This window comes from Actinacidiphila guanduensis, assembly GCF_900103985.1.
Taxonomy (GTDB): domain Bacteria; phylum Actinomycetota; class Actinomycetes; order Streptomycetales; family Streptomycetaceae; genus Actinacidiphila; species Actinacidiphila guanduensis.
In genome coordinates this window covers 387633-410552 of the sequence record NZ_FNIE01000007.1, presented here as the reverse complement: position 1 = coordinate 410552, position 22920 = coordinate 387633, and the positions used below count along the sequence as shown (strand labels likewise).

Annotated in this window: 19 protein-coding genes; 9 read left to right on the top strand and 10 right to left on the bottom strand. The window is 74.5% G+C overall.

Features of this window, described 5'->3' with window-relative positions; all coding sequences use genetic code 11:
• Positions 1-38: 38 nt before the first annotated feature.
• Positions 39-968, bottom strand: coding sequence for a GTPase Era (era, locus tag BLR33_RS17965; RefSeq protein ID WP_093785493.1), 930 nt, complete (start codon positions 966-968; stop codon positions 39-41).
• Between the two features lie 305 nt (positions 969-1273).
• On the opposite strand from era, the gene BLR33_RS17960 reads away from it, so the two are divergent.
• Both BLR33_RS17960 and BLR33_RS17955 read left to right on the top strand, forming a co-directional pair.
• Positions 1274-2608: an ammonium transporter gene (locus BLR33_RS17960; protein ID WP_407639694.1), complete on the top strand. Its 1335-nt coding sequence runs from the start codon at positions 1274-1276 to the stop codon at positions 2606-2608.
• Positions 2605-2943 carry a P-II family nitrogen regulator gene (locus tag BLR33_RS17955; RefSeq protein WP_093785491.1) on the top strand — a complete coding sequence of 113 codons (339 nt, stop codon included), beginning with the start codon at positions 2605-2607 and terminating at the stop codon, positions 2941-2943. Before BLR33_RS17960 ends, BLR33_RS17955 begins: the two co-directional genes overlap by 4 nt.
• A 266-nt stretch (positions 2944-3209) precedes the next feature.
• Here BLR33_RS17955 and BLR33_RS17950 read toward each other — a convergent pair whose 3' ends face one another.
• Positions 3210-3590 (bottom strand): cytidine/deoxycytidylate deaminase family protein, encoded by a 381-nt coding sequence (locus tag BLR33_RS17950; RefSeq protein WP_176930298.1) that lies wholly within the window; start codon positions 3588-3590, stop codon positions 3210-3212.
• Positions 3591-3704: 114 nt separating this feature from the next.
• On the opposite strand from BLR33_RS17950, the gene BLR33_RS17945 reads away from it, so the two are divergent.
• Positions 3705-3899: a hypothetical protein gene (locus BLR33_RS17945; RefSeq protein WP_093785489.1), complete on the top strand. Its 195-nt coding sequence runs from the start codon at positions 3705-3707 to the stop codon at positions 3897-3899.
• Positions 3900-3936: 37 nt separating this feature from the next.
• Here the strand turns inward: BLR33_RS17945 and BLR33_RS17940 are convergent, their stop codons facing one another.
• Positions 3937-4293, bottom strand: coding sequence for a YybH family protein (locus BLR33_RS17940; RefSeq protein WP_093785488.1), 357 nt, complete (start codon positions 4291-4293; stop codon positions 3937-3939).
• Between the two features lie 127 nt (positions 4294-4420).
• Between BLR33_RS17940 and BLR33_RS17935 the strand changes: the two genes are divergently transcribed.
• Positions 4421-5323 (top strand): LysR family transcriptional regulator, encoded by a 903-nt coding sequence (locus BLR33_RS17935; RefSeq protein ID WP_093785487.1) that lies wholly within the window; start codon positions 4421-4423, stop codon positions 5321-5323.
• Positions 5324-5388: 65 nt separating this feature from the next.
• Here BLR33_RS17935 and BLR33_RS17930 read toward each other — a convergent pair whose 3' ends face one another.
• From BLR33_RS17930 to BLR33_RS17915, 4 genes are all read right to left on the bottom strand, one after another.
• Entirely contained in the window at positions 5389-6687 is a 1299-nt protein-coding gene (locus BLR33_RS17930) for a hemolysin family protein (RefSeq protein WP_093785486.1), read from the bottom strand.
• A 15-nt stretch (positions 6688-6702) separates the two neighbouring features.
• Entirely contained in the window at positions 6703-7197 is a 495-nt protein-coding gene (gene ybeY / locus BLR33_RS17925) for an rRNA maturation RNase YbeY (protein WP_093785485.1), read from the bottom strand.
• 13 nt (positions 7198-7210) lie between these two features.
• A complete protein-coding gene (locus BLR33_RS17920) occupies positions 7211-8281 on the bottom strand; it encodes a PhoH family protein (RefSeq protein ID WP_093785484.1) in 1071 nt (356 codons plus the stop codon).
• Positions 8282-8410: 129 nt separating this feature from the next.
• Complete coding sequence (locus tag BLR33_RS17915) at positions 8411-9520, bottom strand: PfkB family carbohydrate kinase (protein ID WP_093785483.1); 1110 nt, start codon at positions 9518-9520, stop codon at positions 8411-8413.
• A 120-nt stretch (positions 9521-9640) separates the two neighbouring features.
• Here BLR33_RS17915 and BLR33_RS17910 point away from each other — a divergent pair, with 120 nt between their 5' ends.
• Complete coding sequence (locus BLR33_RS17910) at positions 9641-10972, top strand: family 4 glycosyl hydrolase (protein WP_093785482.1); 1332 nt, start codon at positions 9641-9643, stop codon at positions 10970-10972.
• 151 nt (positions 10973-11123) lie between these two features.
• On the top strand, positions 11124-11927 hold the full coding sequence (locus BLR33_RS17905) for an HAD family acid phosphatase (protein ID WP_093785481.1): 804 nt from the start codon (positions 11124-11126) through the stop codon (positions 11925-11927).
• Here the strand turns inward: BLR33_RS17905 and BLR33_RS17900 are convergent, their stop codons facing one another.
• Both BLR33_RS17900 and BLR33_RS17895 read right to left on the bottom strand, forming a co-directional pair.
• Entirely contained in the window at positions 11928-12875 is a 948-nt protein-coding gene (locus BLR33_RS17900; protein WP_093785480.1) for a ribonuclease Z, read from the bottom strand.
• Positions 12876-13008: 133 nt separating this feature from the next.
• Entirely contained in the window at positions 13009-13365 is a 357-nt protein-coding gene (locus tag BLR33_RS17895; RefSeq protein WP_093785479.1) for a histidine triad nucleotide-binding protein, read from the bottom strand.
• A gap of 208 nt (positions 13366-13573) precedes the next feature.
• Between BLR33_RS17895 and BLR33_RS17890 the strand changes: the two genes are divergently transcribed.
• Both BLR33_RS17890 and BLR33_RS17885 read left to right on the top strand, forming a co-directional pair.
• On the top strand, positions 13574-13951 hold the full coding sequence (locus BLR33_RS17890; RefSeq protein WP_093785478.1) for a hypothetical protein: 378 nt from the start codon (positions 13574-13576) through the stop codon (positions 13949-13951).
• A gap of 193 nt (positions 13952-14144) precedes the next feature.
• Positions 14145-17495, top strand: a complete 3351-nt coding sequence (locus BLR33_RS17885) for a S41 family peptidase (protein WP_093785576.1) — start codon at positions 14145-14147, stop codon at positions 17493-17495.
• A gap of 157 nt (positions 17496-17652) precedes the next feature.
• Here the strand turns inward: BLR33_RS17885 and BLR33_RS17880 are convergent, their stop codons facing one another.
• Positions 17653-18606 (bottom strand): helix-turn-helix domain-containing protein, encoded by a 954-nt coding sequence (locus BLR33_RS17880; RefSeq protein WP_176930297.1) that lies wholly within the window; start codon positions 18604-18606, stop codon positions 17653-17655.
• Positions 18607-18723: 117 nt separating this feature from the next.
• Between BLR33_RS17880 and BLR33_RS17875 the strand changes: the two genes are divergently transcribed.
• Complete coding sequence (locus BLR33_RS17875) at positions 18724-22833, top strand: outer membrane protein assembly factor BamB family protein (protein ID WP_143031708.1); 4110 nt, start codon at positions 18724-18726, stop codon at positions 22831-22833.
• Positions 22834-22920 lie beyond the last annotated feature (87 nt).

Here is a 22920-nt window from a genome sequence, read left to right as displayed (position 1 = left end):
CGGGTGTCGGCGGCCGGCCGTGGCGACCGGCCGCGGGCTCAAAAACCCAGCCGGCGCAGCTGCTTGGGGTCGCGCTGCCAGTCCTTGGCCACCTTCACATGCAGGTCGAGGAAGACCGGCGTGCCGAGCAGCGCCTCGATCTGCTGGCGGGATTTGGTGCCGACGTCCCGCAGCCGCGCCCCCTTCGGGCCGATGACGATGCCCTTCTGGCTGGGCCGCTCGATGTAGAGGTTCGCGTGCACGTCCAGCAGCGGGCGGTCGGCGGGGCGGCCCTCGCGCGGGGTCATCTCCTCCACCACGACCGCGATCGAGTGCGGCAGTTCGTCGCGCACCCCCTCCAGCGCGGCCTCGCGGATCAGCTCCGCCACCATCACCTGCTCCGGCTCGTCGGTCAGGTCGCCCTCGGCGTAGAGCGCGGGGCCCTCGGGCAGCAGCTTCACCAGCAGGTCGGCGAGGAGGGAGACCTGCTCGCCGCTCACCGCGGAGACGGGAACGATCTCGGCCCACTCGAAGCCCAGGTCGCGGCCGAGCTTGTCCACCACGAGCAGTTGCGCGGCCAGTTCCTTCGGATCCACCAGGTCCGTCTTGGTGACCACGGCCACCTTCGGGGTCTTGCGGATGCCGGCCAGCTCGCGGGCGATGAAGGTGTCGCCGGGGCCGACCTTCTGGTCGGCGGGCAGGCAGAAGCCGATGACGTCGACCTCGGCCCAGGTGGTGCGCACCACGTCGTTGAGCCGCTCGCCCAGCAAGGTGCGCGGCTTGTGCAGGCCCGGGGTGTCCACCAGCACCAGCTGGGCGTCCGGGCGGTGCACGATGCCGCGGACGGTGTGCCGGGTGGTCTGCGGCCGGTTCGAGGTGATCGCGACCTTCTGCCCCACCAGAGCGTTCGTGAGGGTCGACTTGCCGGCGTTGGGGCGGCCGACGAAACAGGCGAAGCCGGACCGGTGTGCGGGGGGGTGCGCGCTCATGCGCCCATTCTCCCCGATCCGCACACCCGCTCGGGACATACGCGACCGGGTGCGGCCGGCCGGACCCCGGTGAGCCGCCGGAAACACCCCGGCAACACGAAACACCGGCGAAACACCTGCGTTCGCGTCCCGAAACGCGCGCATCCGAGGCTCGTGCCACCCGTGCCGACCCGGGCCCGGTCCGTGCCGCCCCGTACCGACCTGCGCTGACCCGTGCTGACCTGCGCCGATCTGCGCCGACCCGTGCTGGCCTGCGCCGCCCCGTACCGACCCGTGCCGATCGAAGGGACTCCCCCGTGCTGCTGCTGTCCGCCGGCCGCTCCGCCCTCGACGCCGGCGACACCGCGTGGCTGCTGACCGCCACCGCCCTGGTGCTGCTGATGACCCCGGGGCTCGCGCTCTTCTACGGCGGGATGGTCCGCAGCAAGAGCGTGCTCAACATGTTCATGATGAGCTTCGTGTCGATCGCGCTGGTCACGCTGGTGTGGCTCGTCGCCGGCTACACCCTCGCGTTCGGCCCCGACGCCGGCGGCCTCGGCCTGATCGGCAACCTCAGCCACCTGGGCATGCGCGGGATCGGCCCCACGAGCGTCACCGGCCACGTGCCCACCGTGCTCTTCGCCACCTTCGAGCTGACCTTCGCGATCATCACCGCGGCCCTGATCAGCGGCGCCGTGGCGGACCGGGCACGGTTCGGCGCCTGGGTGGCCTTCGTCGTGGTGTGGACGCTGGTCGTATACGTCCCCGTGGCGCACTGGGTGTTCGGCACCGGCGGCTGGGTGGTCGCCCGCCTGCACGCGCTGGACTTCGCCGGCGGGACCGTGGTCGAGATCTGCTCCGGCGCCTCCGGGCTGGCCCTGGCGATGGTGCTCGGGCCGCGGCTCGGCTTCCGCAAGGAGGCGATGCGCCCGCACAACCTGCCGCTGGTGCTGCTGGGCGCGGGCCTGCTGTGGTTCGGCTGGTTCGGCTTCAACGCCGGCTCCGCACTCGGCGCCGACGGCCTGGCCGCCTCCGCGTTCCTCAACACCCAGGCCGCCGGCTGCGCGGGCCTGCTCGGCTGGCTCGCGGTGGAGAAGCGCCGCGACGGCCACGCCACCACGCTGGGCGCCGCCTCCGGCTCGGTGGCCGGACTCGTCGCCATCACCCCGGCCTGCGGCAGCGTCGGCCTGCTGGGCGCGGCCGCGGTGGGCCTGGCCGCGGGCGTGCTCTGCTCGTACGCGGTGAGCTGGAAGTTCCGGTGGGGCGTGGACGACTCGCTGGACGTGGTGGGCGTGCACCTGGTGGGCGGCGTCGTCGGCACCCTGCTGATCGGCCTGCTCGCCACCTCCTCGATGACCGGCGGCCCGCGGGGACTCCTCTACGGCGGCGGGCTCGGCCAGTTGGGCCGCCAGGCCGTCGCGGTGGTGGCGGTGGGCGCCTACGCCTTCGCCGTGACGTACGGGATCGGCAAGGCGCTGGACCGGCTGATGGGGTTCCGGGCGAGCGAGGAGGAGGAGCGCACCGGGCTGGACCTGACCGTGCACGCCGAGACCGCCTACGATCACGGCGTACTCACGCACGGCACCGCGCCCGGCCTGCTGCGCCCGGCGGCCGCGCACCACCCCGCCCCGCCCGCCACGGACAGGAGCCCCACCGCATGAAGCTGGTCACCGCGGTCATCAAGCCGTTCAAGCTGGACGACGTGAAGCAGGCCCTGCAGGAGCTGGGCGTGCAGGGCCTGACCGTCACCGAGGCCAGCGGCTACGGCCGCCAGCGCGGCCACACCGAGGTGTACCGCGGCGCGGAGTACCGGGTGGACCTGGTGCCCAAGGCGCGCATCGAGGTGCTGGTGGCGGACGCCGAGGCCGACGCGGTGATCGACGCGCTGGTGGACGCGGCCAGGACCGGCCGGATCGGCGACGGCAAGGTGTGGGCGGTGCCGGTGGACACCGCGGTAAGGGTCCGCACCGGCGAACGCGGGCCCGACGCGCTCTGACCGACCCGCTCCGGCCGGGCGGCCGGGCCGACGCGCGTGCGCGCGGCGGCCCGGTGCGGGCACGCGGTTCCGGGCAGCCGAGACGCCACGGGAGCCGTTGTGCGGCCGCCCGGGAGCCGGTGGGCGGCCGCCGGCCCGACACGCGTACTCCCGCGGTGGCCTACGCCGGCTTGCGTTTTCGGGCCGCCGAGGCGCGGCGGAAGCCGGGCCGGCCGGAGCCGCGGCAGCCCACGGTTTCGGATGGCCGCCCTCGCGGCGGGGGCCGGTCAGCCCACGGTGGTGGCGAGCCGCACCGTGCCGTCGGGCCCCGCGAGCAGAAGCGTCGTCGAGGGGCCGCCGAGGTCGCGGACGGCGGCGCGGTCCTCGTCGGCGGGCGCGTCCGCCGTCGTCACCACGGCGGCCGCCTCCAGCGAGCGGGCGCCGCTGGCCACGGCCATGGCCACCGCGGTCTGCAGGGCGGTCAGCCGCAGCGAGGGCAGGCCGACGGAGCCGGCGACATAGGTGCGGCCCGTCTCGTCGCGCACGGCGGCGCCCTCGGCCACGCCGTTGCGGGCCCGGGCGGACCTGGCGAGGGTGAGGAGCTTGCGGTCCTCGGGGTCCTGCGGGGTGTCGGTGCCGGGCTGCGCGTCGTTCATACGCGCGATCATAGGCCGCCCGCCGCGGCCGCCGGGAGCCCGATCACCCTTCGTCACCGGACATGCGCGGGGCGCGAGATCCGCCTACGCTGGAGCGAGCAGTGTCCGCATTCGAGGTGATTTGCCATGCTTCTGCACATGCCCCTGGTCATCGCGCTCGCGGCTGCCACCTTCTTCCTCAGCCGCAAGGCCGAGCTGAAAGCCACCCACGCCCTCGCCTGCGGTGCTTTCGGCTTCTACCTGGCCGACACGAGCCTGGCCACGTCCATCCACTCCGCCAGCGCCAACCTGCTCGGCATGCTCGGCCAGTTCAGCTTCTGACGGGCCGGCGGCAGGTCGCCGGCCCGCCGCGGCCGGCTCAGGACTCCGGGCGGTCCAGGACCCGCAGCCACGTCCCATCACTTTGGCGGCGGGCCACCTGGACCCGGCCGCCTGTGCCGTCCTTGGGCCGGGTGGAGGTCAGCGCGAGGTCCCCGCTGATCAGCGTCGGCAGCGGCTCCTCGACCTCGAAGACCGGCTCGGCCGCGAGCAGTTTCGCGTACAGCTCGCGCAGCGCTGCCGTGCCCTGCGAGGGGCGGTCGATCGGGTAGGCCACGACCGCGTCGGGCTCGAAGAGTTCGAGGATGCCGTCGAGGTCGCGGGCGTTGACGCGCTCCACGAGGAGGCGGGCCAGGTCCTCGGGGTGGGCGGCGCGCTCACGGGTGGTGGCGGTCATGACGGTGCCCCTTTCTGCTGGTCTTCCCCTGCTCGGGTGGCGTCTGTTTCCTTCGCCATCTCCAGGGTGGCGCCGCAGCGTCCATACGTCCAAGAGCTGGATCTGCTGCGAGCTAGCATGATGGGTTATGGAACTGCGCCAGCTCGCCTACCTGGTCGCCGTCGCCGACGAAGGCGGCTTCACCCGGGCCGCCGACCGCCTGCACGTCGCCCAGCCCGGGGTGAGCGCGCAGATCAAGCAGTTGGAGAAGGAGCTGGGCCAGCCGCTCTTCGATCGGTCAGGGCGCAGGGTGCGGCTCACCGCCGCCGGGCAGGCTGTGCTCCCCTACGCCCGGGCCGCGCTGGCCGCCGTCGACGGGGCCCGCCTCGCCGTCCAGGAGCTCACCGGGCTGCTGCGGGGGCACGTCGCGATCGGCACCGTCACTTCGCTCGGCACCGATCTCGAAGTGCCGCGGCTGCTCGGCGAGTTCAGGGCCGCGCATCCCGGGGTGGACGTCACGCTCGCCGAGGACACCTCGGACCGGCTGCTGGCGGGGCTGCTCGACGGCCGCTACGACCTGGCGTTCGCCGGGCTCGCGGGCGACCCGCCCGAAGGCATCGCCGCACAGACGGTCGTCGACACCGCGCTCGTGGCCGCCGTCACGGCAGACGACCCGCTCGCCGCCGGCGGCAAGCGGTCGGTGCCGCTCGCCGCACTCCGCGGCCGCCCGCTGATCGCGCTGCCACGTGGCACGGGGATGCGGGCGGCTCTCGACGCAGGATGCGCCGCCGCGGGCTTCACCCCCCGGATCGCCTTCGAGGCGGGCAACCCCGAAGTCCTCGCCGACCTGGCCGAACGGGGCCTCGGTGTCGCCCTGCTCCCCGCGGGCCTCGCCGCTTCCCGCCCCGCCCTGCGGGCCCTCCCGCTCACCCGCCCGCCCCTGCGCTCCACCCTCGCCCTCGCCTGGCGCCCCAGCCCGCCCCCCACCCCGGCGGCGACCGCCTTCACCGCCCACGCGCGACGGTTCCTCGCGCACAAGGGGCGCGGGTGAGAACGCAGGGGCCCTACCAGCACACTTGAGGCATCATCACGTGCCCCGCGCGCTCCAGGGCGAGGTCACTCGGGGGCGGAGTCCTCCCCGCTCGGGCCGATCGGTTCGACCAGGACCGTGCCGATGCGGTTGCGGCGGCCCGCCTGGGTCTCCGCGGTGAGCCGCAGCGCGCTCACGCCGCCCGTCCCGTCCTCGGGCAGGGGGACCACCGCGACCGCGCCCGGGATCGGCACCCGGCCCAGGGACTTCGCGAGGAGACCGCCCACGGTCTCCACGTCGTCGTCGTCCAGCGGCACCCCGTACAACTCCCCGAGGTCGCCGATGTCCAGCCGCGCGGTCACCCGGTAGCGGCCCTCGCCCAGCTCCTCCACCGGCGGGGTCTCCCGGTCGTACTCGTCGGTGATCTCGCCGACGATCTCCTCCAGGATGTCCTCGATGGTGACGATCCCCGCTGTCCCCCCGTACTCGTCCACCACCACCGCGACGTGGTTGCGCTGCTGCTGCATCTCCCGCAGCAGATCGCCCGCGTTCTTGGTGTCGGGCACGAAGTAGGCCGGGCGGATCAGCGAGGAGATCGGGTCGGACTCGGCGTCCCGGTTGACGTGCACCCGGCGGGCCAGGTCCTTGAGGTAGACGAAGCCGACCACGTCGTCCTCGCTCTCCCCGGTCACCGGGATGCGTGAGAAGCCGCTGCGCAGCGCGAGCGTCATCGCCTGCCGCACCGTCTTGAACCGCTCGATCATCACCAGCTCGGTGCGCGGCACCATCACCTCGCGCACGATCGTGTCACCCAGCTCGAAGACCGAGTGCACCATCCGGCGCTCCTCGTCCTCGATCAGCGACTCCGACTCGGCGAGGTCGACCGCCGCCCGCAGCTCGGCCTCACTGGCGAACGGGCCGCGCTTGAAGCCCTTGCCCGGGGTGAGCGCGTTGCCCAGCAGGATCAGCAGCCCGGGCACCGGCCCGAGGAAGCGGGCCAGCGGCAGCAGCACATACGCCGCCGCGGTGGCGGTGTTCACCGGGTGCTGGCGGCCGATGGTGCGCGGCGAGACGCCGACGGCGACGTACGAGACGAGCACCATCACGCCGATGGCCACGCACAGCACCTGCCATGTGCTGTCGAAGTGCCGGTCGGCCACCACCGTGATGAGCACGGCCGCGGCCGTCTCGCAGCCCACCCGCACCAGCAGGGCCACGTTCAGATAGCGCGTCGGGTCGGACGCCACGGCCATCAACTTCGCGGCGCCGCGCCGGCCCGAGCGCTGCGCCTCCTCGGCCCGGAACCGGGAGATGCGGGCCAGGCCCGCCTCGGCGCAGGCGGCCAGCCAGGCCACGACGACCAGGAGTACGGCGGAGACGATCATCGCCTTGCCGCGCCGTCAGCGGGTGGTGGGCGCCGGCGAGGGGCCCTCGATGCCGTGCTCGGCCCGCCAGCCGTCCAGAATCGCCTTCTGCAGGCCGAACATCTCGGCCTTCTCGTCGGCTTCCTCGTGGTCGTACCCCAGCAGGTGCAGGACGCCGTGGACGGTGAGCAGCTGCAGCTCCTCGTCCATGGAGTGCTTGGTCGGCGCCTCCTCGCCCTGCTTGCGGGCCACCTCGGGGCAGAGCACGATGTCGCCGAGCAGGCCCTGGGCCGGCTCCTCGTCCTCCTTGCTCGGCCGCAGCTCGTCCATCGGGAAGGACATGACATCCGTGGGGCCCGGCAGGTCCATCCACTGCAGGTGGAGCTGCTCCATCGCGGCGGCGTCCACCGCGATCACCGACAGCTCGGAGAGCGGGTGGATGCGCATGCGGTGGAGGGCGTAGCGGGCGGCGTCGAGCACCGCCTGCTCGTCGAACTCCCAGCCGGACTCGTTGTTGACGTCGATCGCCATTGTGGTGAGGTGGTTACTTTCTCTTCGGCCGGCCGGTGGAGCCGCGGCCGCCCGGGGTCTCGTCCCGGGCGTCCTGGGCGCTGTCGTAGCGCTCGTAGGCGTCCACGATGCGCCCCACCAGCTTATGGCGCACCACGTCGGTGCTGGTGAGCCGGGAGAAGTGCACGTCGTCCACGTCCATGAGGATGTCCTGCACCTGCCGCAGCCCGCTCTTGGTGCCGCCCGGCAGGTCGATCTGCGTGATGTCGCCGGTGATGACGATCTTGGAGTCGAACCCGAGCCGGGTGAGGAACATCTTCATCTGCTCGGCGCTGGTGTTCTGCGCCTCGTCGAGGATGATGAACGCGTCATTGAGGGTGCGGCCGCGCATGTATGCGAGGGGGGCGACCTCGATGGTGCCGGCGGCCATCAGGCGCGGGATCGAGTCGGGGTCGATCATGTCGTGCAGGGCGTCGTAGAGCGGCCGCAGGTACGGGTCGATCTTCTCGTACAGGGTGCCCGGCAGGAAGCCGAGGCGTTCGCCGGCCTCGACCGCGGGGCGGGTCAGGATGATCCGGTTGACCTGCTTGGACTGCAGGGCCTGCACGGCCTTGGCCATCGCCAGGTAGGTCTTGCCGGTGCCGGCCGGGCCGATGCCGAAGACGATGGTGTGCTTGTCGATCGCGTCGACGTAGCGCTTCTGGTTCAGCGTCTTGGGGCGGATGGTGCGGCCGCGGTTGGACAGGATGTTCTGGGTGAGCACCTGGGCGGGGGTCTCGGCGTCCTCGCCGGTGCCCGCGCCGTTGGAGCGCAGCATCGCGATGGAGCGCTCGACGGCGTCCTCGGTCATGGGCTGCCCGGTGCGCAGCACCAGCATCATCTCGTCGAAGAGGCGCTGCACCAGAGCGACCTCCGCGGCGTCCCCGACCGCGCTGATCTCGTTGCCCCGCACATGGATGTCGACGGTCGGGAACGCGTTCTCGATCACGCGGAGCAGGGCGTCCCGCGAACCCAGGACGGTCACCATGGGGTGCTTGGCCGGTACGACAACGTGCGCGCGCGCCTGTGGCGGCTGCGACTGCTGCTGGGTCGGTGTCTGAGTCATGGGCCGGCGCTAGGGCCTGCTCATCCCGCTTTCTGCTGCTCGACGGGCCCGGTGGGCCTTGGTGCTCCAAGCCTACGACGCGGCCCGGCCGTGGCCGAGAGGATTTGCTCCGCCCGCGGGACGCGGGGGTCAGCGGGCCGGGCGGAAGCCGATGGTGGGGACGGCCCGGCGCAGCGGCCAGGGGCGGGTGGCGGTGGGGAGCAGCGCCTCCAGGAAGCCGTAGCGGCGCAGCGGCTCCAGGTCGCCGGGCGACTCCCCCGCGTACGCCTTCACCTGCTCCCACCAGCCGGCGATCTCGATCCAGCCGGGCGCGGACAGGGAGCCGCCGAACTCCTGGACCGACAGGGCCGCGCACAGGCCCGCGAAGGCGAGCCGGTCGGCCAGCGGCCACCGGGCGAGGGTGCCGGTCACGAATCCGGCGACGAAGACGTCGCCCGCGCCCGTGGGGTCCAGCGCCTCGACCGCGAGGGCGGGCACCTCGGCGGTCTCGCCGGTGCCGGAGTCGACCGCGAAGGCGCCCTCCTCACCGAGGGTGACGACGGCGAGCGGGACGAGTTCGGCCAGCCGGCGGGCGGCCTCGCGGGGCCCGGCCGCCCGGGTGTAGCGGACGGCCTCCTGCGCGTTGGGCAGGAAGGCGGCGCAGTGCTGAAGGCCGTCGAGGTCGGCCATGTCCCAGCGCCCGGTCTCGTCCCACCCGACGTCGGCGAAGACCTGGGTGCCGGCGGCCGCGGCCTCGGCGATCCAGGCGTGCTCGCCGCGTTCGGCCGGGCCGCGGCCGAGGGAGGCGACCGCGGCCCGCGCGGGCGGCGGGCAGGCCGGCACGGCGCCCTCCGGCGGCGGTGCCTGGTGCCCGTGGCTGACCATGGTGCGCTCGCCCTCGTACGCCATGGAGACGGTCACCGGGGAGTGCCAGCCGGGGATGCGGCGGGAGGGGCCGAGGTCGATGCCCTCGCCGTTCTGCAGGCTGTCCCAGCAGTAGTCGCCGTACATGTCGTCGCCGAAGGCGGCGGCGAGAGTGGTGCGCAGGCCGAGGCGGGCCAGGGCGGTGGCCATGTTGGCGATCCCGCCGGGGCTGGAGCCCATTCCGCGGGCCCACGACTCGGTGCCGCGCACGGGGGCGGAGTCGAGGCCGGTGAAGATGATGTCCAGGAACACGGTGCCCTTGAGGTAGACATCGGTCGCGGGGTCCCCGGGTGCGCGCAGCCCCTTCAGCGGGTCGATGACAGCCTGGTCCTCCATTGAGCCACTGTTGCACAGGGCGTGGCCGGATATTGGCCGGATACCGTCCGTCCGGCCCCGTACTGTCGGTTCCCGGACCGGTGAGACCCGGCAGAACCCGGCAGCACGGAAGGAAGCCGCATGCGGTTGGCGATTCTCGGGGGCGGGGGGTTCCGGGTGCCTCTGGTGTACGGGGCGCTGGTGGGCGACCCGCTCGTGGACGAGGTCGTGCTCCACGACACCTCGGCGCAGCGGTTGCGGGTGATCGCGTCGGTGGTGGGCGCGCAGCAGGCGGTGGCCCGGCGGGAGGGGCACCGGGCACCCGCGGTACGGGTGACCGCGTCGCTGGACGAGGCGCTGCGCGGGGCGGACTTCGTGTTCTCGGCGATCCGGGTGGGCGGGACCGAGGGGCGGGTGCGCGACGAGCGGGTGCCGTTGGGCGAGGGGCTGCTCGGGCAGGAGACCGTGGGCGCGGGCGGGGTGCTGTACGGGCTGCGCACGGTGCCGGTGGCGATGGGGATCGCCCGCCGGGTGAAGGCGCTGGCCCCGGACGCGTGGGTGATCAACTTCACCAATCCCGCGGGGATGGTGACCGAGGCGATGGCGCGGGTGCTGGGCCCGCGGGTGATCGGTATCTGCGACTCGCCGGTGGGGCTGGTGCGGCGGGCCGCGCGGGCGGCGGGCGCCGACCCGGACGCCCCCGGCTTCGGCTTCGACTACGTGGGCCTGAACCACCTGGGCTGGCTGCGGTCGCTGACCGCCGGCGGGCGGGACCTGCTGCCAGGCCTGCTCGCGGACCCCGCCGCGCTCGCGACCTTCGAGGAGGGCCGGCTCTTCGGCGCCGAGTGGCTCTCGGCGCTGGGCTCGCTGCCCAACGAGTACCTGCACTACTACTACTTCCGCCGTGAGGCGCTGGCCGCGGTGCGCCGATCGGCCGCCACCCGCGGGGAGTTCCTGCACGAGCGGCAGTCGGCGTTCTTCGCGGCGGCGGACGGCGCGGACGGCGCGGTGGCGTACGGGCTGTGGCAGCGAGCCAGGCTGGAGCGCGAGCAGACCTACATGGCGGAGAACCGCGCGGCGACCGGCGGTTGGGAGCGCGACCCGCACGATCTGGACGGCGGCGGCTACGACCGGGTGGCGCTGGCGCTGATGCGGGCGGTGGCCCGCGACGAGCCGGCCGTCCTGGTGCTCAACGTGCCGGGCGGCGGGGCCGTTTCGCTGCTGGACCCACAGGCGGTGGTCGAAGTGCCGTGCGAGGTGGGGGCGTTCGGGGCGCGGCCGCTGCCGGTGTCGGCGCCGGACGAGCACCAGGGCGGGCTGATGCTGGCGCTGAAGTCGGTGGAGCGGGCGGCGATCGAGGCGGCGGAGACGGGGTCGCGGGCGGCGGCGCTGCGGGCGCTGGTGCGGCACCCGCTGGTGGATTCCGCCGCGGCGGCCGGCCGGGTGCTGGACGCGGCCGGCTTCAGCCGCTGACCGGTCGTCACGCCGCCCCAACTGCTTCTGAACAGGGGGTTAACGCGAGCGAAACCGGCCGTGCCGACCACGCGCGTAGACATCCCTTGACCTGCCCGGATCGCTGGGTCTAGGTTTCGCCGCACCAACCAGCACCTCAAGGAGCACCGCCATGCCCCGAAACCGGCTCACCGCCCGCGCGTCCAGCCGTACCAAGGTCCTGACCGCCACCGCGGCGGCCGCGGCCCTGGGTCTGACGCTCTACGGCGTCGGCGCCGCCACCGCCGACCAGTCCGCCCCGCGCAGCGACAAGCAGATCCCCAACCTCACCAACGTGGTGAACGAGATCAAGGCGTACTACGGCGACACCGTCGACTCCGCGGGCGAGCACCAGGCCTCGGCGACGAGCAACTACGCCAGGCAGGTCGCCGGGATCGAGGCGCAGGCGAAGTCCTACCTGGCGCACGCCGGCAAGTCCGGCAAGCACGGCAAGAAGCCCGCGATCGTGCTCGACGTGGACGACACCTCGCTGCTCACCTACAACTACGAGCTGGAGGTGGGCTTCAACTACACCCCGGCGAGCAACCAGGCGTACCTGGACACCAAGAACATGCCCGCGGTGTTCGGGATGGACACGCTCACCGACTGGGCCGCCAAGCAGGGCATCACGGTCTTCTGGATCACCGGCCGGCCCGAGTCGCAGCGCGCCGACACCGTGCGCAACCTGGCCGCCTCCGGCTTCACCCCGGCCGCCGACACCGCCCACCTGTACCTGAAGAACACCGCGACCCCGCCGTCGTACCTGGCGTGCGGCGCGACGTGCACGACGATCCAGTACAAGTCCGGGACCCGCGCGCACATCGAGTCGCTGGGCTACGACATCGTCGGCAACTTCGGCGACCAGTACAGCGACCTGTCCGGCGGGTACGCGGACAAGTCCTTCAAGCTGCCCAACCCGATGTACTACCTGCCCTGATCAGGCGCCCGGCCCGTCCTGCGGCCGCGAAGAAGCGGCCGCGGGGCGGCGCTTGGGGACGGGGACGCGCATGAGGTCGCGTGCGATCGTCAGCCCGCCGGTGAACCCGGCGGCGCGGGCCTGCCGTTCGAAGTCCGCGGGCTCGGTGTAGCGCTGCGAGAAGTGGGTGAGCACCAGGTGCCGCACCCCGGCCTCGGCGGCGATCCGGGCCGCCTGGCCTGCCGTCAGGTGCCCGAAGTCCTCGGCGAGGGCGGCGTCTTCGTCGAGGAAGGTGGACTCGATCACCAGCAGGTCGCAGCCCTGGGCGAGCCGGGGCACGGCGGGGCACAGGCGGGTGTCCATCACGAAGGCGAACGCCTGCCCGGGGCGCGGTGCGCTGACCTCTTCGAGCCGTACGCCCCGCAGTTCGCCCTGCTGCTGCAGCCGGCCTACATCGGGGCCCTCGATGCCTGCGGCGGCCAGGAGTTCGGGCACCATCCGCCGCCCGTCGGGCTCCTGGAGCCGGTAGCCGTAGGTCTCCACCGGGTGCGAGAGGGCGGCCGCGCTCAGGGTGAAGGCGGGGGTGACCGCGAGGGTGCCGTCGCCGGACACCGGGGCGGGGCGCAGGTCGGCCGTCTCGTGGAAGGCGGTGGCGTGCCGCAGCCGGTCGAAGTAGACCTGCCCGCCCGCCGGGTAGTGGGCGGTGACCGGGTGCGGCACCCGGTCCAGGTTGATCCGCTGCACGATGCCGGCCAGGCCCAGGCTGTGGTCGCCGTGGAAGTGCGTGACGCAGATCCGGGTCAGGTCGTGCGCGGACACCCCCGCGTGCAGCATCTGCCGCTGGCTGCCCTCGCCGGGGTCGAAGAGGATGCCCTCGCCGTCCCAGCGCAGCACGTAGCCGTTGTGGTTGCGCTCACGGGTGGGCACCTGGCTCGCGGTGCCGAGCACGACGAACTCGCGCGGGGACAAGGGACGGCGCTCCTGCGGTCGTTGGCGGGCGATCGGGCGGACCGGACGGGGGCCGGACGGGCGGGCCGGACGGACCGGACGGGACCGCGCCGACGGCCGGACGACCAGGCGGGCGGCCGGCCGGTGCCAGGTGTCAGACCAGGCGCTGCAGGTCGCGGCCGCCGAGCACGTGGGCGTGCGCGTGGAAGACCGTCTGGCCCGCGCCGGAGCCGGTGTTGAAGACGATCCGGTAGCCGGAGCCGTCCACCTTCTCCCGCGCGGCCACCTCGCCGGCCTCGCGCAGCACGTCGGCGGCTGCGCCGGGGTCGCCCGCGGCGAGCTCGGCGGCGTTGGGGTAGTGCACCCGCGGGATCACCAGCACGTGGGTGGGGGCCTGCGGGTTGATGTCGCGGAACGCCAGGGTGGTGTCGGTCTCGCGCACGACCGTCGCCGGGATCTCCCCGGCCGCGATCTTGCAGAACAGGCAGTCCGGCTGCGCTTCTCCCGCCACGACCCGGCTCCTTCCCTCGTCTTCCTCGTCCGCGATCCCGTCCGTCGATCCCGTCCGGGGTGCCGCCGCGCCGGGCACCGCGCCCCGCCGGCACCCGCATGCTATCGGCCGCGGCGTCCCCCGGAAGCGGGACCGGCGGGCGGAGCGGGCCGCGGGTCCAGCCGTGTGGGTGATGTACGGCGGCCAACCCCGGGTGCACGGTGGGAGGATGGGACATCTCGGGATCACATGGGCGGCGGGCGCCGCCCTGCTGGTGGCCGCGCTGGCGGCGTGCGAGCCCACGGACGCGCTCAACAGCGCCAACGTCTCCGTGACCACGCACCAGTTGACGACGCGCGCGCTGGCCGACGACCGGGTCGCGGTGGACTGGCTCTCCTGCGGCGCCTCGGACGACCCCTCGGACCCCGAGGTGCACTGCCTGGGCCGCACCCGGGACGACCGGAAGATCACCGTCAAGGGCCACGTCACCCGGCAGTACGACCTGAAGTGCCTCACCGGCCATCTGACCGCGGTCGTCGGCGGTCGCACCGTCTTCGACGTCCGCGGGCTCGGCAACTGCGGCGGCCGGGTCCCGGCGAGCAGGTGATCGTGATTAGGTGGGCAGCGTGACGCAGCCCTCCACCACCCCGCGCTCCGCGGGCACTTCGCAACCGGCTCCCTCGTCGCAAGGGACGCAGCCGTCGCAGGACGCACAGCCGCACCGGTCGGCACAGGACCGGCAGGGGCAGCACGCGGGCCCGTCCGGGCCGCGCGGCAGCCGCCAGGCCCCGCCGTCGTACCTGCGCAGCCCGCACCCGCACGGCGACCTGCTGGCGTTCACCGCCGAGGACGACGTGTGGGTCGCGCCACTGGACGGCGGGCGGGCCTGGCGGGTCAGCGCCGACAACATGCCGGTGCGGCGGCCGCGGATCTCCCCCGACGGCACCCTGGTGGCCTGGACCTCGGCCCGCGACGGCGCCCCCGAGGTGCACGTGGCCCCGCTGGACGGCGGCCCCTCGCAGCGGCTGACGTACTGGGGCAGCGCCCTGACCGCGGTGCGCACCTGGACGCCCGAGGGCGAGCCGGTCGCGGTCACCACCGCGGGCGAGGTCTCGCTGCGCCGCACCTGGGCGCACCGGCTGCCGCTGGACGGCGGCCCGTCGCGGAAGCTGCCCTGGGGGCCGGTCGGCGACGTCGCCTACGGCCCCGGCGGCGCGGTACTGCTGCAGTCGGTGACGATGGGGCGCGAGGCCGCGTACTGGAAGGGCTACCGCGGCGGCACCGCGGGCAAGCTGTGGCTGGACGCGGACGGCAGCGGGGAGTTCGTCCGGCTGCACGCGGACATCGCCGGCAACATCGAGTGCCCGATGTGGGTCGGCGACCGCATCGCCTTCCTCTCCGACCACGAGGGCACCGGCGCCCTCTACTCCAGCCGGCCGGACGGCGGCGACCTGCGCCGGCACACCCCGCTCGCCGGCACGGACGGCTTCTACGCGCGGCAGGCCGGCACCGACGGCACCCGTGTCGCCTACACCGCCGGCGGCCGCATCCACCTGCTGGACGACCTCGCCGAGGGCACCGAGCCGCGCCCGGTCGAGGTCGTGCTCGGCGGGCAGCGCGCCGACCTGCAGCCGCACCCGGTACGGGCCTCGGCCCACCTCGGCGACGCCCGCCCCGACCACACCGGGCGCGGCAGCGCCGTGGAGATCCGCGGCACCACGCACTGGGTCACCCACCGCGGCGGCCCGGCCCGCGCGCTTTCCGCCGAGCCCGGCGTGCGCACCCGGCACCCGCGGGTGTTCTCGCAAGGCCAGGACCAGCACGTGGTGTGGGTGACCGACGCGGACGGCGACGACGCCCTGGAGACCGCGCCGGCCACCGGGCTGCCCGCGGGCGCCGCCCCGCGCCGGCTCGCCGCCGGCCGGCTCGGCCGGGTGCTCGACCTGGAGGTCTCGCCCGACGGCCACCGCATCGCGGTCGCTTCCCACGACGGGCGGCTGCTGCTGGTGGAGACCCAGACCGGCGAGGTCCGCGAGGTGCCGCTGGCCGATGAGTCCGCGGCGCCGGGCGGGGTGAGCAGCGACGAGGTCACCGGCCTGACCTTCTCGCCGGACTCCGCGTGGCTCGCCTGGTCGCACCCCGGCCCCGGCTCGCTGCGGCACATCCGGCTGGTCAACACCGCGGACCTGACCCTGGTGGAGGCCACCCCGCTGCGGTTCAACGACTTCGACCCGGCCTTCACCGCCGACGGCAAGCACCTGGCGTTCCTCTCCGAGCGCGACTTCGACCCGGTCTACGACGCCCACGTCTTCGACCTGTCCTTCCCCAACGCCTGCCGCCCGTACCTGATCACGCTCGCCGCCACCACGCCCTCGCCCTTCGGCCCGCAGCGGCACGGGCGGCCCTACGGCGAGGGCGACGCGGAGGAGGACGGCGACAGCGACGGCAAGGGCCCCGGGGGCGAGGACGGCGACAGCTCCGCGACCGGCGCCGACGCGCCGGAGACCGCGGGGAGCACCGGGGACGGCGAGGGCGCCACGGCCGCCGAGGAGGGCGGCACCGGCAAGCGCGAGCGGCCCCGCCCCACGACGGTGGACGCCGAGGGGCTGGCCGACAGGATCGTCGCCTTCCCCGTGGAGGCCGGCCGCTACTCGGGCTTGCGGGCCGCCAAGAACGGCGTGCTGTGGCTGCGCCACCCGCTGGTCGGCACCCTGGGCACGAGCCTCGCCACCCCCGAGGCACAGCCGCCGGACACCGTGCTGGAGCGCTACGACCTCAAGCAGTTGCGGCTGGAGACCCTCGCCGAGGACGCCGACGACTTCGCGGTCACCGGCGACGGCTCCAAGGTCCTCATCACCGCCGGGTCGCGGCTGAAGGTCGCCCCCGCCGACGCCAAGGCCGACGACGACTCCGACAGCACCGTCACCGTGGACCTGTCCCGGGTCCGCGTGACCGTCCGCCCGGCCGCCGAGTGGCGGCAGATGTACGACGAGACGCACCGCCTGATGCGGGACAACTTCTGGCGGGCCGACATGAACGGCATCGACTGGGAGGCGGCCGGGGCGCGCTACCGCCCGCTGCTGGAGCGGATCGCCACCCACGACGACCTGGTCGACGTGCTGTGGGAGCTGCACGGCGAGCTGCGCACCTCGCACGCCTACGTCACCGCGCCCGGCGGCTACCGCGACCCGCTGCACCGCCAGGGCCTGCTCGGCGCGGACATCTCCCGTACGGACGAGGGCACATGGCGGATCGACCGGGTGCTGCCCGGGGAGTCCTCCGACCCGCACGCGCGCTCGCCGCTGGCCGCGCCCGGTGTCGCGGTGCGGGCCGGGGACGTGCTGCTCGCTGTGGACGGTGTCCCGGTCGACCCGGTCGCGGGCCCCGCGCCGCTGCTGGTGGGCACCGCGGGCAAGCCGGTGGAGCTGACCGTCGCCCCTGCCGCGGGCGGGCCCGAGCGGCACGTGGTGGCGGTGCCGCTGGCCGACGAGGAGGCACTGCGCTACCACGACTGGGTGGCCGGCCGGCGCGCGTACGTGCACCGGGCCTCCGGCGGCCGGCTGGGATACCTGCACGTGCCCGACATGGTGGGCAACGGCTGGGCGGAGTTCCACCGGGACCTGCGGCTGGAGGTGGCCCGCGAGGGCCTGGTGGTGGACGTGCGGGAGAACCGCGGCGGCCACACCTCGCAGCTGGTGGTGGAGAAGCTGGCCCGGCGCATCATCGGCTGGGACGTGCCGCGCTACGGCCACCCGTTCAGCTACCCGCAGGACGCCCCGCGCGGCCCGGTGGTGGCGGTGGCCAACGAGTTCTCCGGTTCGGACGGCGACATCGTCAACGCGGCGATCCGCACCCTGGGCATCGGCCCGGTCGTCGGCACCCGCACCTGGGGCGGCGTGATCGGCATCGACAGCCGCTACCGGCTGGTGGACGGCACCGCGGTCACCCAGCCGAAGTACGCGATGTGGCTGGAGGGCTTCGGCTGGTCGGTGGAGAACCACGGGGTGGACCCCGATGTCGAGGTCCCCATGACCCCACAGGACTGGGCGGCGGGGCGCGACCCGCAGCTGGACCGGGCGGTCGAACTGGCCCTGGCCGCCCTGGAGTCCAGCCCCGCGCTGTCGGCCCCGCCGCTGCCCGAGCTGGAGTGACCCGCGGGCGGGAGTGAGACGAGGGGTGCGGCGGGCCGGGCCGACGGGCCCGCCGCACCCGGTCGTTGACGCCGGAGGGCGGCCAACGGGCCCTGGCCGGTGGCCGCTCGCACCCCTCGCATCTCCTTCGATTGCCCCCGGGGTGCCGGCCGCGGCCCTACAGCCAGCCGCGGCGGCCCGCCTGCAGGCCGGCCTGGAAGCGGGTCCGGGCGCCGAGTTCGGCGAGCAGTTCGCGCACGTGGCGCTGGGCGGTGCGCGGGTGCCAGCCCATCTGGCGGGCTATCGCCTGGTCGGTGAGGCCGGCCGCGAGCAGGCCGAGCAGGGTGCGGTACTCCTCCCGGCGCGGCCCGTCGGCGGCGCCGGCCGCGTCGAAGCGCATCGGCACCGCGTCCACCCACACCGCCTCGAACAGCGCGATCAGCGTGTCCAGCAGCGAGGAGGGGTGGATCACCAGGGCGCTGTCGCTGCTGGCCGGGCGGTCCAGCGAGATCAGCCCGAGGGTGTTGTCGGCGAGGAACATCTTCACCGGCACCCCGACCGCGACCCGCGCCTGCTCCCCGCGGTCCACCAGGTGCCGGATCGCCTCCAGGCGGCCGGGCAGCTCCAGCCCGGAGCGGTCGTAGACGGTGCGGTAGCGGATGCCGGCGGGCAGCAGCTCGTACTCGATCGGATTGGTGCCGGACGCCTCGACGTAGGGCGGGCGGTCGAAGGCGCGCACCTCGGTGCGGGCGCTGCGCTGGAGCTGGGCCCAGCGCTGCAGGGTGGCCTCGCGGGTGGTGACCACCTCGACGATCTCGGTGGGGCTGATCGTGCCCTGCCCGGCCCGGAAGCGCTCCATCAGCCCGGCGGCGGCCGCCCGCACCCGCTGCAACTCCTGCTCCTGGGCGCGGACCAGGACCTCCATCGCCATGTCGGGGCGGGCCGGCTGGTAGCGCACCGGGCGGCCGGCCAGCCGCGAGATCAGCCCCTTGGTCTCCAGCGCGGACAGCGCGGGGGCCACCCGCGCGCCCGCCACCCGCTCGCGCACCTGCGCGGCGGTGGCCGGGCCGCCGTCGAGCAACGCCAGGTAGACCGCCTGCTGTTCGCCTGTCAGACCCACTGCTGCCAGCACGCGTACCACCGCCGTATTCACGCCACTGCCGGAAACTGGGCCCCATCTTCCCTTCCTGCGCCACTCGCACGCATGCGAGCGTGACCGGAAACACAGCGATCTTGGAAAGGAGGCGCGGTGCGCTCCCAGCGGTTTCACCGCGTGTTCACCGGTGGCGCGGCCTTCGTGCTGGCCGCCGCGCTGGCGCCCGGGATATGGAGTCAGCAGGCCGGCGCCCAACCGGCGGCCGGCCCGTCCCCGGCGGCCGCAGCGGCCGCCGGCACGGCTTTCGACCCGGCCCGTGCCTTCGTCCCCGGCTCCCCGAAGCCGCTGACCACGGCGGGCACGGCGCAGAGCACCTCACCGGGTTCCGGTGCGGACACATCCGGCACCCCGTCCGCCGACCCCAACGGCGGTTCCCTCCAACTGGCCGAATCCGGCGGGGTGGAGACCGCCCAGGGCGTGCCCGTCACGGCCACCCTGCCCGGCGGCGACTCGCTCCAGCTGCACGGCCTGGGCGCCGTCACCCGCGTCCACCCCGACGGCACCACGGTCTGGCAGCGCAGCACCGGCTCCCTCTACCGCGACTGGCACCTGACCTTCCCCGCCGGCGGCTACGTCCCCACCCCCCAGCTCCTGTTCGGCACCGACCCGGCCGACCCGTTCTACGTCACCACCGCCGTCCCGTACGCCATGGCCGACGCCCAGCCCTACGCGGTCGGCGACCTGGACGGCGACGGCTCGGCCGACGTCGCGGTGGCCGAGACCGTGGGCGTGAACCTGGGCGCGGCCTCGTGCGGCAACTGCGGCTGGCCGTTCACCGTGCCCGGCTCCGACCTGCACATGGGCACCTTCGTCACCGTGCTCGACGGCCGCACCGGCACGACCCTCTTCAGCGAGCTCGACCCCGGCTTCGTCACCCAACTCGCCGTCTCCGGCAAGCAGTTGGTGATCGGCGACGAGACCGGCGACCCCAGCACCAAGAACGGCCCCGGTGCCTGGGACTCGGCCACCACCGTCAAGGCGGTCGCCCTGCACGCGGCCGGCCACGGCAAGGTGACGGCGAAGACCGCCTGGACGTACACCACCGGCGCCCAGTGGGGGCGGCTGCTCGGACTGCAGCCCGTCGACGGCGGCGTCGCCGTGTCCTGGAGCGACACGCCGCTGGGGCTCGGCGTTCCCGGGCCGCCGGACGGCCACGTGGTGCTCGTCGGCGCCGGCGGCACGGTCCGCTGGGACCGGCGCACCGCCGGCTACCCGGTGCTGACCCGCTACGACGCCGACCGGAACCTGATCGCCGTGGTGGAGCAGACCGACCCCACCCAGGCGGTCTCCGCGGTGCTCGCCGGGCTGCGGCCCGCCGACGGCTCGACCGCGAGCAGCACCCGCCTCGACGGCGTGCTGCCCACCGCCCTCGCCGTCGGCCCGCTCAGCCCGCACGCCGCTACGTCCTGGCTGGTCGCGGGGGTCGTGACCACCACCGACCTGGTCTCGCCGCCCGGCTACGGCTACACCTCGGCCACCGTCACCGCGGTCGACCCCGGCGCCTCCCGCACCCGCTGGTCGCGCACTCTGGCCACCGGCGACCCGCAGGCACTGCAGCCCGGATCGCTACAGGTGCTCCCCGCGGCCGGCGGCCGCGCCACCGTGGTCGTCGGCTCCTGGACCGGCTCGGTGACGCCGAGCCCGGCGGCTCCGGTGGAGGAGCAGCAGGACCTGCGCGGCCTGTCCGGCGCGGACGGCAGCCAGCTGTGGGACCACGTCGGCGACGTGCCCGACCCGCTCTCGCTCGCCGCGGACGGCGCCGCCGTGCGCGGTGTCACCGACGAGCAGGTGGCGGTCACCTACGCGGCCGACGGGCGGCAGACCCGCACCGCTCCCCTGCTCGGCGACCTGTACGCGGCCGTGGCGGCCGACGTGAACCGCGACGGGCGGGCCGACGACATCGCCGGCGGCCAGAGCGGCGCCGTCTACGCCTTCGACGGCCGCTCCCTCACCCCGGACGACGACGCCCCGCATGTGCTGTGGCGGGCCGACGTGGGCGGCCCGGTGCACAGCATCGTGCCCGCGACCGTGGCCGGCCGCCGAGTGCTGGCCGTCGCCGCCACCAGCGGGCTCGCGCTGGTGGACGAGGCCAGCGGCCGCGTGCTGCACCGCATGGCGCTGCCCGGCCAGTTCGTGTGGAACGCGGCCGTGGGCACCGCGGGCGGCCGCAGCGTCGTGGTGACCGGCACCGACCGCGTCACCGCCTTCGACGCCGCCACGGGGAAGGCGCTGTGGACCTACCGGCCCGCGTCCGCCTCCTACTTCGCGAACACCGAGGTGACCGGCGGCGTGGTCGTCACCGAGTACCAGAGCCAGGTGGAGGAGCACCAGGACCCGGCGGCCACCGCCGCCACCGGCCTGGACGCGGCCACCGGGCACGTGCGCTGGACGGCGGCCGGCGACCCGGCGGCCACCGAGTCGGCGCAGCTGACCTACGGCGTCGCCGCGGGCGCGGGCATCCCCGGCGCGGGCGCGTACGGCGCCGCCTTCACCTGGAACACCACCGACGGGCAGGGCCGGGTGGACGTCCGCGACGCCCGCACCGGCGCCCTGGACTACAGCGACACCGATCCGAGCCTCACCAACCACGAGGACTTCGTCCTCGACCCGCGGGTCGGCCTGGTGGCCACCGGCGACTTCGGCTCGGTGTCCATCGCGCCCGGCGGGCCCACCGGCTCGCCCTGGGTGCACGGCACCGACTCGGCGGTCGCCGAGTCCGGCGGCGCCCCGGTGCTGCTGGGCGCGGATGTCGCGGTGAGCGCCTACCCGCTCTCCGCGCTCTCCGCCACGGACGAGAACCCGGTGGCCGCCCTGGCCGAGTTCGACCCGTACCAGACCGGCCAGCTCGAAGCGACGGCCGGCGACCACGTGCTGGCCACGCCGGTCGACTGGCGCCGGCACGAAGTGCTCACCGCCGAGGCCGGGCTGACCGTGCGGCCGTACGACGTCTCCATCCAGCACGGCCTGGCCGACCTGGCGCTCACCGGCACCCCGGCCGCCCAGGCGGCCCGGCAGCCCGCCCGCAAGGCCGCGCCCAAGGCGGCGGCCCGGCCCGGCACGCTGCCGCTCGCCGACAGCGCCGACCTCGGCGCGCGGATCGGCACCGCCCAGCCACAGGCCGAGGTCACCGTCCACGGCTACGCCAAGGACGGCACCCCGCAGCTGACCGAGGCGGCACCGAGCGGCTACGACCCGGCGACCCTGCGGGCCTACCTCGGCCTGCACGGCACCGGCGCCGGCCAGACCGTCGCGGTGGTGGACGCCTTCCACGACGCGGCCATCACCTCCGACGTCGACGCCTTCAGCGCGCAGTTCGGCCTCCCGCCGACCTGCGCCGGCGGCGCCACCACGGGCTGCTTCCACCTGACGGTCTCGGCGCCCGACGGCAGCGGCGGCACCGACCCCGGCTGGGCGCTGGAGACATCGATGGACGTGGAGTGGGTGCACGCCGTCGCCCCCCAGGCGTCGGTCGTCCTGGTCGAGGCCCGCGACGGCACCTTCGGCTCGCTGTTCCACGCCGTGGACAGCGCCGCCGCCCTGCACCCGGACACGGTCAGCATGAGCTGGGGCATCCCCGAGGAGTTCACCGACGAGACCTACTACGACGCGCACTGCCGGCTCGCCGACTCCCTGTGCGTGGTCTCCAGCGGCGACTACGGGCACCCCGGCTCCTACCCGGCCTACAACCCGGCCGCCCTGTCGATCGGCGGCACCACCCTGCAACTGGACGGCGACGGCTCGGTGACCGCCGAGACCGCCTGGTCCGGCAGCGGCGGCGGCCGCAGTCACGTCGAGCCCGCTCCGGCCTACCAGCACGGGGTGGTCACCGGCGGGCGCGGCACCCCGGACGTCAGCTTCGACGCCGACCCCGCCAGCGGCGTCGCCGTCTACGACACGGCCGGCTACTACGGCCAGACCGGCTGGTTCCAGGTCGGCGGCACGAGCCTGGGCGCCCCCGCCTGGGCCGCGGTGATCGCCTCGGCCGACCAGCTGCGCGCCGCCGCGGGCCACGGCCGCCTCACCTCCACCGGCTCCGCCCAGCAGGCCGTCTACGGTGCGGCCGCGCACCTCGGCGACATCGTCTCGGGCCCGGCCAACGGCATCTGCCCCACGCAGTGTTCGGCCACCCCCGGCTACGACTTCGTGACGGGGCTCGGCAGCCCGAGGACGGGGGTGGACGCCACGCTGGCGGCAGCGCGCTGACCACTCCTCACAACAGTCGCTGACACGGCGGCCGGTCCGGGACCCGAGGGTCCTGGACCGGCCGCCGCCGTTCGCGGCAGCAGGGCG

Excerpts from the sequence above, each read along its gene's own strand:
- era (WP_093785493.1), bottom strand. The coding sequence starts at position 968 with ATGAGCGCGCACCCCCCCGCACACCGGTCCGGCTTCGCCTGTTTCGTC.
- BLR33_RS17955 (WP_093785491.1), top strand. The coding sequence starts at position 2,605 with ATGAAGCTGGTCACCGCGGTCATCAAGCCGTTCAAGCTGGACGACGTG.
- BLR33_RS17950 (WP_176930298.1), bottom strand. The coding sequence starts at position 3,590 with ATGATCGCGCGTATGAACGACGCGCAGCCCGGCACCGACACCCCGCAG.
- BLR33_RS17945 (WP_093785489.1), top strand. The coding sequence starts at position 3,705 with ATGCTTCTGCACATGCCCCTGGTCATCGCGCTCGCGGCTGCCACCTTC.
- BLR33_RS17940 (WP_093785488.1), bottom strand. The coding sequence starts at position 4,293 with ATGACCGCCACCACCCGTGAGCGCGCCGCCCACCCCGAGGACCTGGCC.
- BLR33_RS17935 (WP_093785487.1), top strand. The coding sequence starts at position 4,421 with ATGGAACTGCGCCAGCTCGCCTACCTGGTCGCCGTCGCCGACGAAGGC.
- BLR33_RS17930 (WP_093785486.1), bottom strand. The coding sequence starts at position 6,687 with ATGATCGTCTCCGCCGTACTCCTGGTCGTCGTGGCCTGGCTGGCCGCC.
- ybeY (WP_093785485.1), bottom strand. The coding sequence starts at position 7,197 with ATGGCGATCGACGTCAACAACGAGTCCGGCTGGGAGTTCGACGAGCAG.
- BLR33_RS17920 (WP_093785484.1), bottom strand. The coding sequence starts at position 8,281 with ATGACTCAGACACCGACCCAGCAGCAGTCGCAGCCGCCACAGGCGCGC.
- BLR33_RS17915 (WP_093785483.1), bottom strand. The coding sequence starts at position 9,520 with ATGGAGGACCAGGCTGTCATCGACCCGCTGAAGGGGCTGCGCGCACCC.
- BLR33_RS17910 (WP_093785482.1), top strand. The coding sequence starts at position 9,641 with ATGCGGTTGGCGATTCTCGGGGGCGGGGGGTTCCGGGTGCCTCTGGTG.
- BLR33_RS17905 (WP_093785481.1), top strand. The coding sequence starts at position 11,124 with ATGCCCCGAAACCGGCTCACCGCCCGCGCGTCCAGCCGTACCAAGGTC.
- BLR33_RS17890 (WP_093785478.1), top strand. The coding sequence starts at position 13,574 with ATGGGACATCTCGGGATCACATGGGCGGCGGGCGCCGCCCTGCTGGTG.